Origin of the sequence: Catellatospora sp. NPDC049609, from assembly GCF_040675365.1 — a bacterium.
GTDB lineage: Bacteria > Actinomycetota > Actinomycetes > Mycobacteriales > Micromonosporaceae > Catellatospora.
The window spans coordinates 1-8,495 of the sequence record NZ_JBFAOU010000253.1; the positions used below are offsets into that span (position 1 = coordinate 1).

Annotated in this window: 7 protein-coding genes and 1 pseudogene; 5 read left to right on the plus strand and 3 right to left on the minus strand. The window is 73.5% G+C overall.

The features are described from left to right. A pseudogene (locus AB0J67_RS37170) lies at positions 1–424 on the minus strand (hypothetical protein); the annotation flags it as partial. Positions 425–521: 97 nt separating this feature from the next. Between AB0J67_RS37170 and AB0J67_RS37175 the strand changes: the two are divergent. From AB0J67_RS37175 to AB0J67_RS37190, 4 genes are all read left to right on the plus strand, one after another. Continuing rightward, positions 522–1,124 (plus strand): TetR/AcrR family transcriptional regulator, encoded by a 603-nt coding sequence (locus tag AB0J67_RS37175; protein ID WP_363489832.1) that lies wholly within the window; start codon positions 522–524, stop codon positions 1,122–1,124. A 110-nt stretch (positions 1,125–1,234) separates the two neighbouring features. Then, entirely contained in the window at positions 1,235–3,205 is a 1,971-nt protein-coding gene (locus AB0J67_RS37180) for a CocE/NonD family hydrolase (protein WP_363489834.1), read from the plus strand. 57 nt (positions 3,206–3,262) lie between these two features. Beyond that, a complete protein-coding gene (locus tag AB0J67_RS37185) occupies positions 3,263–4,549 on the plus strand; it encodes an MFS transporter (RefSeq protein ID WP_363489836.1) in 1,287 nt (428 codons plus the stop codon). A gap of 68 nt (positions 4,550–4,617) precedes the next feature. Then, on the plus strand, positions 4,618–5,220 hold the full coding sequence (locus AB0J67_RS37190) for a TetR/AcrR family transcriptional regulator (RefSeq protein WP_363489838.1): 603 nt from the start codon (positions 4,618–4,620) through the stop codon (positions 5,218–5,220). A gap of 7 nt (positions 5,221–5,227) precedes the next feature. On the opposite strand, the gene AB0J67_RS37195 is transcribed toward AB0J67_RS37190, so the two are convergent. Together AB0J67_RS37195 and AB0J67_RS37200 are read right to left on the minus strand one after the other, a co-directional pair. Further along, a complete protein-coding gene (locus tag AB0J67_RS37195; protein ID WP_363489840.1) occupies positions 5,228–6,013 on the minus strand; it encodes a PmoA family protein in 786 nt (261 codons plus the stop codon). A 166-nt stretch (positions 6,014–6,179) separates the two neighbouring features. Beyond that, positions 6,180–7,244 carry a hypothetical protein gene (locus AB0J67_RS37200; protein WP_363489842.1) on the minus strand — a complete coding sequence of 355 codons (1,065 nt, stop codon included), beginning with the start codon at positions 7,242–7,244 and terminating at the stop codon, positions 6,180–6,182. Positions 7,245–7,318: 74 nt separating this feature from the next. On the opposite strand from AB0J67_RS37200, the gene AB0J67_RS37205 reads away from it, so the two are divergent. Then, positions 7,319–8,422, plus strand: coding sequence for a P1 family peptidase (locus AB0J67_RS37205; RefSeq protein WP_363489844.1), 1,104 nt, complete (start codon positions 7,319–7,321; stop codon positions 8,420–8,422). The last annotated feature ends 73 nt before the right edge of the window (positions 8,423–8,495 follow it).

Here is an 8,495-nt window from a genome sequence, read left to right on the forward strand (position 1 = left end):
GGTCGTCCCCGTTCAGCGGGGCGAGGTCCTCGACCGTGACGGGCATGCCGCCGCCCTCGCCGATCCCGGTGGCCAGCGCGCTGAGCAGGCTCGCCACCGGCGGGGCGGCCGCCGAGGCGGTGTGCAGGGTGAGCCCGGACGGCCCGAGGATGAGCGCGCCGTACGCCTGCCGGTCGAGCACGGCGGCGTCGGCGGCGTCGGCGTCGGCCACCTCGATGATCGCGAAGGCGCCCGGGCTCGTCGCGTCCAGCTTGGCGGTGAGGGCGGCCACGGCCGGGGCGGGGCCGGTGACGACCAGGGGCAGGTCGCGCGGCCCGATGGTGGCGGCCGGACCGGCGAACAGGGGCAGCAGCAGGGCCTGCAGGGTCATCACCGCGACGGCGATGGCCACCGCCAGGGCCGCCGGGGGCGGGGTGCGGCGCATGATGGGTCTCCTTAAAACGAATGCTCGTTCTCTTACACCACCATGCGCGTCCGCCCGGCCCATGTCAAGAACGATCGTTCGTTTTACGATGAGAGTCATGCCACGCGTCTCCGAAGCCCACCTCGCCGCCCGTCGCCAGCAGATCCTCGACGCCGCGCGGATCTGCTTCGCCCGCAACGGCTTCCACGCCACCTCGATGCAGGACGTGATCAACGAGGCGGAGCTGTCGGTCGGCGCCTTCTACCGCTACTTCCGCAGCAAGGAGGAGCTGGTCCAGGCGATCGCCGAGGAGGTGCTCGGCACGGTCGACGTGATGCTCGACGAGATGCGGGCGATGGACTCCCCGCCGCCGGTGGCCGAGGTGATGCGGCGGCTGCTGCGCTTCGTCGACCTGCAGGTCGGCCCGGCCGGCGTGTTCCCGATGGCGCTGCAGGTCTGGGCCGAGTCGCTGCGCAACCCGCAGCTCGCGGAGTTCGTGCGGCAGGTTTACGGCAAGATGCGCGCGCACTTCGACGACCTCGCCCGCCGCCAGATCGAGGCCGGGCACCTGCCCGCGGGCACCGACCCGGCGGCGGTCGGCTCGGTGCTGTTCGGCCTCATCCCCGCCTATGCCCTGCAGCGGGTGCTGCTCGGCGAGCTGGAGCCGGAGACCTTCATCGCCGGCATCGAGGCGCTGATGCATCCCACCACACCTCGCTGAGACCTGTTCACACGCCTGCGAACCGGGCTTCACCTGCACCTCCCGCGCTTTCAATTGACTGATGACTCAGTCAGCAAGTAGCCTTCAGGGGAACCGGGAGGGGTGTCACGATGGCCACGCGGGCCGCAGGGCGCAGCGAGCAGGTCTGGCTCACCATGGACGACGGTGCCCGCCTGGCCGCGACCCTGTTCCTCCCCGGCACCGGCACGCCGCAGCCCTGCCTGCTGGAGGCGCTGCCCTACCGCAAGGACGACGTCACCGCCTCCTACACCGACGAGTACGAGCGCCTGCGCGACGAGTTCGGTTACGCGGTCTGCCGCGTCGACCTGCGCGGCACCGGCTCCAGCGAAGGCGTCGCCGTCGACGAGTACCCGTCGCGCGAGCAGGACGACCTGGTCGCCGTCATCGCCTGGCTCGCCGCGCAGTCCTGGTGCGACGGCAGCGTCGGCATGTACGGCACCTCGTACTCCGGGTTCAACGCGATCCAGGTCGCCATGCGCCGGCCGCCGGCGCTGAAGGCGATCGTGCCGATCTACGCGACCGACGACCGCTACACCGACGACGTGCACCACATGGGCGGGTCGCTGCGCCTGCTCGACGTCGTGGACTACCCGACGTACATGATCGCCATGAACGCGCTGCCGCCGGTGCCGTCGCTCGCGGGCGAGGGCTGGCGCGAGCGCTGGCTCGACCGCCTGGACCGCACCGAGCCGTGGCTGCTGCGCTGGCTCGACCAGCCGGCCGACGGGCCGTACTGGCGGCGCGGCTCGCTGCGCGACCCGTCGCTGGACCCCGACGGCCGCGGCCTCGACCACGGCCGCATCGCCGTGCCCACGATGATCGTCGCGGGCTGGGCAGACGGTTACCGCAACACCAGCTTTCGCACCGTGGCGGGACTGCGCGACGCGGGCACCCCGGCGCGGCTGCTGGCCGGGCCGTGGAGCCACATGTCCGCCGAGTCCGCGCTGCCCGGCCCGCATCTCGACCTCACCGCCGAGCTGGCCCGCTGGTTCGACCGCTGGCTGCGCGGCACCGCCAACGGCGTGGACGCCGAGCCGCCGTACACCTTCTTCCTGCGCGAGTCCGGTGGCCCGCCGGAGCCCGACGCGGCCGTGGTCGCGGGCTCGTGGCGCAGCATGCCCGACTGGCCGAACACGACCTGGCGCTGCCCGCGCTCGTGGGTGCTGGGCGGCGGCGTACGCGCGCACGCGACCCGCCCCGATACCGGCACCGCGGCCTGGAACAGCTGCGCCGGGCGGCTGCCCTGGGGCCAGCCCACCGACCAGCGCTTCGCCGACGCGGCCTCGCTCACCTGGGACTACCCGGTCGACGACGAGCCGCTGACGCTGATCGGCCCCGGCGGCGTCACGCTGCGCGTCGCCGCGGACCAGCCGCTGGCGAGCGTGTCGGTCCGGCTCTGCGACGTCGCCGACGACGGCACCTCGACCCTGATCACGCGCGGGTTCCTCAACCTGGCCCACCGCGACGGGCACACCGACCCCGCCCCGCTGGTCCCCGGCGCGTACGTCGACGCCTGGGTCGAGCTGGAGACGTGCGCCTACACCGTCCTGCCCGGACGGCGGCTGCGGCTGTCGGTGACCGGCGCGGACTGGCCCAACACCGTGCTCCCACCGCGCCCGGTCACGCTGACCGTGGACGGCGACGCCAGCACGATCCTGCTGCCCGCGCCGCAGCACACCGACCCCGCACCCCGCTACGACCAGGGGCAGCGCGAGGTGGCGGCCGACCCGGTGGTCTGGCGGATCACCGACGACGTCGTCGACCGGGTCACCACGGCGTACGTGGAGCACGGCTCCACCTGGGAGGTCACCGGCGGCACCTGCGCCGACCGGTACACCGGGTCGGTCAGCGTGGACCGGCGCACCTGGCGGCAGACCGCCCGGTCCACCGCCCGCTACACGCTCACCTGGGACCAGACCAGGGTGAGCACGGAATGCGCGGTCGAGCTGACCGCCGACGAGGACCACTTCACGACGGAAGTGACGCTGACGGCGTACGACGGTGACGCCGTCGTGGTGAAGCGCTGCTGGAACCACCAGGCGGCCCGCCGCTTCGGTTGACGTCCGCGACCAGCGCCGACGTCAGCCCGTTCCTCTCTCGCCCATTGGAGTCTTTCCATGTCCGGCCTCGCGGTCGTCACCGCTGCCCGCCGTTACCGTGCCCTCATCGCCAGCCCCGGCGTCGCCCGGGTGGCGCTGCCGTCCCTGATCGGGCGCCTGCCGTACGGCATGGCCACGCTCGTGTTCATCCTCGCCGTCCAGCACGGCACCGGCTCGTACGCCGTGGCCGGCATCGCCACCGGCGCGCACTCGGCGATCACCGCGTTCACCGCGCCCTGGCTGGGCAGGCTGTGCGACCGCGGGCACGCCGTCACGGTGCTGCGCATCACCGGCGTCGTGTATGCGGTGCTGCTCACCGGCATGGTCGCCGCGCTCTGGGCGGGCTGGCCGGTCGGGATGATCATCGGGCTGGCCGCGCTGGCGGGCGCCGCGAACCCGCCCGTCGGCGCGGTCACCCGCGTCGTGCTGCCCGGCCTCGCCCCGCAGCACGTGCAGACGGCGTACGCCTTCGACGCGATCACCGTCGAGCTGACCTACGTGGTCGGCCCGATGCTGATCGCCCTGGTCACCGCGGTCAGCAACCCGTACGCGGCGGTGGTGCTCACCGCCCTGCTCGCCATGGCCGGGTCGCTCGGCCTGGCCGCCGCGCCCGGCCTGACCGCCCGCTACCGCGAGGTGCGCACCGCCGCGCTGGCCGCCGCGGCGGTGTCCGAGGAGGCCAGGGCGCGGCTCACCGGCGCCCTGATGAAGCTCAGCCTGGTCGTGGTGCTGGTCGTCGGCGCGCTGGAGGCCGCCGCGTACGGCGTCATGGAGGTGGCCATCCCCAAGTACGCCGCCGACCTGAACGCGCCGCAGTTCGCCGGCGCGGTGGTGGCCGCCTGGAGCGCGGGCTCCATCGTGGGCGGCATCTGGTTCGCCGGCATGAACCCGAAGCTCACCCAGCCGAAACTGTTCGCGCTGCTGCTGTGCCTGAACACGGTCGGCTTCGGCGCGATGCTGCTCGCCTTCGACCTGCCCAGCCTGGCGGTGATCCTGTTCCTGGGCGGCCTGGTCATCTCGCCGACCACCGCGGTCGAGTGCGAGCTGGTCACCCGGATCGCCCCGGCCGGGCGCACCACCGAGGCGTTCACCTGGGTCGGCACCGGCATCTACGTCGGCTTCGCGGCGGGCTCGTCCATCTCCGGCCTGCTCATCAACGAGGGCACCCCGCTGTCCACCATCATCCTGACCGCCACCGCGCTGGTCGGCCTCGGCGCACTGCTGGCCACCGCGGCCAGCCGCCGCATCGCCCGCGACGCCACCCGCCTGCCCACCGAGCCCGCCCTCACCGCCGCCGCCCACTGACCGCCCCGCATGATCGAGGGCGGTCGGCGGATGGTGGCGGGCGGGCGGGGGTGGGTTAGGGTTCAGCGGTGGCTCGACGAACTGCCGAAGTGCGCCTGGACTCGCTGCTGCGCACCGCAGTGGACGTGATCGTCGAGCGCGGCTTCGCCAACACCCGCACCGCCGACGTCGCGAAGGCGGCCGGGGTCAGCCAGGCGCTCGTCTTCTACCACTTCACCAGCAAGGATGCGCTGCTCGCGCAGGCTTTCGCGTACGCCGCCGACCAGGACCTGGCCCGGCTGCACGCGGTCATCAACTCCGGCGCGTCGTCGGTGGAGAAGCTGAAGAAGCTGGTCAAGCTGCTGGCCCCGACGGGCCGCTCCAAGTCGTGGATGATGTGGATCGACGGCTGGTCGGAGGCGCTGCGCACGCCGGAGCTGGAGAAGGTGTCGCGCCGGATGGACCTGCGGTGGAAGGAGGGCCTCACCGAGGTCATCGCCGCCGGGGTCGCCGACGGCTCCTTCAGCTGCGACGACCCGGCCGGCGCGGCCTGGCGCATCAACGCCATCATCGACGGCCTCGCGGTGCAGCTCACCGTGCACGAGAAGGCGATCTCCCGCAAGCAGGCCTTCGACTGGATGCGCATGGTCGCCGCCCGCGAGGTCGGCCTCGACCCCGCGGCCCTGGCCTGACCGGCCGTCAGTCGCTGATCACCACGCGCAGCGTGCCGGTCCGGGTCTGCCCCGCGCCGATCACCCGCGGCTGCTCGTACGCCCACGCCTGGCACACCCCCGGATAACCGGTCGCGCCCTCGCTGGTCCGCACGAACCACCGGTCCCCGTCGCCCAGCCCCGAGAAGACCAGGGTGTACGCCGCGCCGCCCGACTCGCCCCGCCACACCAGCTCCGGCTCCGCACTCCCGTTGACCTGCTCCTCACCGCGCAGCTCCCCCGCGCTCAGCCCCAGGTTCGCCCCCGGCGCCACCCGCCAGAAGCACCCGCCGTACCCCGCTCCGCCCGGCCGCCCGTTCGTCGCCGGGCTGCCCAGCGCGACATCCTCGTCGGCGCTCAGCGCCCACCCCAGCTCCAGCACCCACGACCGCTCGTCGAGGTACGCCGCCGACACCGTGCGCCGCTCGTGCAGCAGCACCTTGCCGTCGGCCCCCCGCCACGCCAGCCGCTGCGTGAACCCGTCGGCCCGCACCTCGTCGAACCCCTCGCCGGTGATCGCCCCGTGATCGTCCAGCCAGGTGTACCCCTGGCCCCGCACGTACGTCCGCCCACCCCACAGGTTGTTCCGGTTCACGTCCTGCACCGCCAGCGACAGCCCCAGATGCCACCGATGGTCCTCAGGAAACTCGTCGGTCACCACGGTCCCCGCCAGTGTCCGCAAAGGATGCAGATAAGGCCGGGCCCCGAGCGTGGCCTCGACCCCGCTCCCGTCCCGGTACTCCCCCACGACCCGCCCCGCCACCGTCAACTCCACGCCGCGTCCCTCCCTGCGAGGCGCCGATCTTGCGTGAACTGCGGGTACGACACGCCCAAAGAGGACATATCCCTAACAGTTCACGCAAGATCGTCGCGATCATGCGCGACGCGCCGCGCCGAGCCGGGGGGCGAGACGGGGCGGTAAGCGCTTTCCGCGTGTGAGGTTAGCGGGTTCCGGTGACGCCCGCCAGGGTAGCGACGGTGAGGGCGCCGAGCGTGGGGAGGTGGTAACCGCCCTCGTGGACCGCGACGACAGGCAGGCCCAGCTCACGGACCAAGGCGCCGGTGCGGGCGTAACCGTCCTCGGTGACCTGGAGCGGGCTCTCGGGGTCGTCCTTGGCGGCGTCGACGCCGAGCGAGAGCACCACCGCGTCGGCGCGGTCCCCGACGAACTCGACCAGCCGGCGCACCCCGGCCAGCCAGCCCTCGTCACCTGTGCCCGGGGCCAGCGGCACGTTCAGGTTCGCGCCCTCGCCCGCGCCGGTGCCGGTCTCGTCGGCGAACCCGGCGTAGTGCGGGAACCAGCCCGCACCCGGGTCCACGTGCACGGACGTGTAGAGCACGTCGGCCCGGTCGTAGAAGATCGACTGCGTGCCGTTGCCGTGGTGGGCGTCCACATCGACCACCGCGACCCGGGCCACGCCCGCCCGCTGCAACGCCAGCACGGCCACCGCCGCGTTGTTGAGGTAGCAGGAGCCGCCGAAGCCGGTACGCGTGGCGTGGTGGCCGGGCGGGCGGCAGAGCGCGTACGCGGCCCGCTCCCCCGCGGCGACCAGGTCGGCCGCGGTCGCGGCGGCGTGCGCGGCGGCCCGTGCCGCGGGCCAGGTGCCCGGCCCGACCAGCGTCATCGTGTCGTAGCAGAACAGCCCCGCCCGCGCGTGCGTCGCCGCGGGCGTACGCGGCGGCAGCCCTTCCAGCATCGCCGGGGTCGGGAACACGTACGGCGTCACGCGGTCGGTGTAGTCGAGGTAGCCGCCGTCGGCCCACTGGCCGTAGACCTCTGCGAGATGGGCGAGCAGTTCCGGCGAGTGGGCCTGGGCGAGCAGGTCGTCGCCCAGCGGGCGGGCCTCGACCAGCCGGGCGCCCGCCGACACCAGCGCGGCGCGCAGCACGGTGGCGCGCTCGGGCAGCTCGGTGCCGTCGGTGCGTACGCCGATCCAGATCTCGGCGCCCGGCACGTGCCGCAGCACCTCGTCGCTCCACACCACGGGCAGGTCCAGCTTCGCCATCCCGGCATGATGCCAGGCCACGACGCTCCGGCACGGGGATCGTTACTGAGTCGAGACTCAGTTAGGCTGCGCCCATGCCTCGCGTCTCCAATCTCGGTATCACCATCGGCTCCCTGCCCAGCGGCCCCAGCGGGTCCCTCCTCGACGTGCCCGGGGTGGGCGTCGGCCACGCCACGGTGTGGCGCGACGAGCAGCCGCCGCCGGCCGGGCGCGGCGTCGCGCGTACCGGCGTCACGGTGATCGACCCGGGCGGCAACGCGTTCCGGGAGCCGATCCCCGCGGGCGGCGCGGTCCTCAACGGGGCGGGCGAGTGCACCGGCTTCCTGTCCGCACAGGAATGGGGCCTGGTCGAGACGCCCGTCTTCCTGACCTCGACCATGCAGCTCGGCCGGGTGTACGACGCCGCCTGCGAGCTGCTCATGGAGTCCGAGCCGGGGATCGGCGAGGACGACGTGGTCATCCCGGTGGTGGCCGAGTGCGACGACAGCTTCCTGTCCGAGTCCCGCCGCATGCAGGTGACCCGCGACGACGTCGCCAAGGCGCTGACCGCCGCGCGCGACGCCGCCGCGCGCGCCGACGCCGACCGGGCGGCCGGCCACGCGCCGCAGCCGCCCGCCGAGGGTGCGGTCGGCTCCGGCACCGGCATGAGCTGCCTGGGCTTCAAGGGGGGCATCGGCACCGCGTCGCGGGTCCTGCCCTCGGGGCACACCCTGGGCGTGCTCGCGATGACGAACTTCGGCGAGCGCACCCGGCTCACCGTGGCGGGCGTGCCGGTCGGGCAGCTGCTGCCGCCCGCGCCCGCACCGACCGCGCCCCCGGCGGGATCGTGCGTCGTCATCGTGATCACCGACGCGCCGATCGACCCGGCCGGATGCCAGCGGCTGGCCCGCCGCGCCGGGCTGGGCCTGGCCCGCACCGGCTCCACCGCGCACCACGCCAGCGGCGAGATCTTCCTGGCCCTGGCCACCGGCCTGCGCGCCCCGCGCGGCACCGCATCCCCCGTCACCGCGCTGCAGGGCCGCGAGCTGGACCCGTTCTTTGCCGCCGTGGTCGAGGCGACCGAGGAGAGCGTCCTGAACAGCCTCCTCAACGCGCCCACCGTGACCGGCCGCAGCGGCAACACCGCCGAGGGCCTGCCGGTCGACCGCGTCCGCGCCCTGCTCGCCCTCCACTCCTGACCGACCCGCCCCTTTTATCGACGTTGGCCTATCTGGATGACTTTTTCGAGATCACACTCATCCAGATAGGCCA

Coding starts and splice junctions, on each gene's coding strand:
- AB0J67_RS37175 (WP_363489832.1), top strand. CDS start 522: ATGCCACGCGTCTCCGAAGCCCACCTCGCCGCCCGTCGCCAGCAGATC.
- AB0J67_RS37180 (WP_363489834.1), top strand. CDS start 1,235: ATGGCCACGCGGGCCGCAGGGCGCAGCGAGCAGGTCTGGCTCACCATG.
- AB0J67_RS37185 (WP_363489836.1), top strand. CDS start 3,263: ATGTCCGGCCTCGCGGTCGTCACCGCTGCCCGCCGTTACCGTGCCCTC.
- AB0J67_RS37200 (WP_363489842.1), bottom strand. CDS start 7,244: ATGGCGAAGCTGGACCTGCCCGTGGTGTGGAGCGACGAGGTGCTGCGG.
- AB0J67_RS37205 (WP_363489844.1), top strand. CDS start 7,319: ATGCCTCGCGTCTCCAATCTCGGTATCACCATCGGCTCCCTGCCCAGC.